At 60.9% G+C, this 1,132-nt stretch carries 1 protein-coding gene and 1 pseudogene; both read left to right on the forward strand.

Translation table 11 applies throughout. The features are described 5' to 3' along the window. A pseudogene (locus tag QJT78_RS51510) lies at positions 1-405 on the forward strand (IS21 family transposase); the annotation flags it as partial. Then, positions 314-1,132 (forward strand): IS21-like element helper ATPase IstB (istB, locus tag QJT78_RS51515; RefSeq protein ID WP_348652449.1); only part of this gene is annotated, 819 nt, incomplete at its 3' end. The pseudogene QJT78_RS51510 and the gene istB, both read left to right, overlap by 92 nt.

The raw sequence follows: 1,132 nt of genomic DNA on the forward strand, positions 1-1,132 counted from the left end.
CTCCCTTCAAGGACTGGGTGCTGCCCGCAGCGATTGAGCGTGTACGGCGCAAACTCGCCGGTGCCGACGATGGCAATCGACAGATGGTCGACATCCTCAATGCGGTGCTGACAGACGGATTGCCCGCGGTGGAAGCCGCCTGCGCCGAGGCGGTCGCTCATGGCGTTCATTCCGCCGATGTCGTTCTCAATATCCTGGCCCGTCAACGTGAACCCGCCTCACCGGCCAACATCATGACGCCGGCCGCACTGACGCTCCGTCATGCACCGATCGCCGATTGTGCCCGCTACGACAACCTCCGGAGGACCATCTGATGGAACGAACCCAAATCTTCGACCTCATGGGCGAACTCAAGCTCTACGGCATGAAGGCTGCCTTCGACGAGATCATGGCAACTGCCGTTAAGCGCCAGCACGAACCTCAGCGCATTGTCGGCGACCTGCTCAACGCCGAGATCAACGAGAAGCAAGCCAGGTCGATCAAATACCAGCTAACCATTGCCAAGCTGCCGCTCGCCAAGGACATCGCCGACTTCCAGTTCGACGGCACGCCGATCAATCAGACTCTCGTCAATGATCTCGCTGACGGCGGCTTCATCGCCCAACAACGCAACGTCGTGCTGGTTGGCGGCACCGGTACAGGCAAAACACACCTGGCCATTGCCGTCGCCAGAAGTTGCATCCGCAATGGCGCTAGAGGACGCTTCTACAACGTCGTCGACCTCGTCAACCGGCTCGAGACCGAAACCCGCAACGGTCGGCAGGGACGGCTCGCCGAGCATCTGACCCGCATGGACTTCATCGTCCTCGACGAGCTGGGCTATCTGCCGTTCGCGCAATCCGGCGGTCAGCTCTTGTTCCATCTCATCAGTCGGCTCTACGAGCGCACCTCAGTCATTGTCACCACAAATCTTGCGTTCGGCGAATGGCCGAGCGTGTTCGGCGATGCCAAAATGACCACCGCGCTACTCGACCGATTGACCCATCACTGCGACATCGTCGAGACCGGCAACGACAGCTGGCGATTCAAAAGCCGCGACGATGTTCAAACAACCCGCGCTCGCGCCGTCTCCGCAACCCCGACCAGCTCCGACGACCCGAGCGCTACCAGCAGAGCACGCCGATCAAAGGGG

Source organism: Bradyrhizobium sp. Mp27 (assembly GCF_029953005.1).
GTDB lineage: Bacteria > Pseudomonadota > Alphaproteobacteria > Rhizobiales > Xanthobacteraceae > Bradyrhizobium > Bradyrhizobium barranii.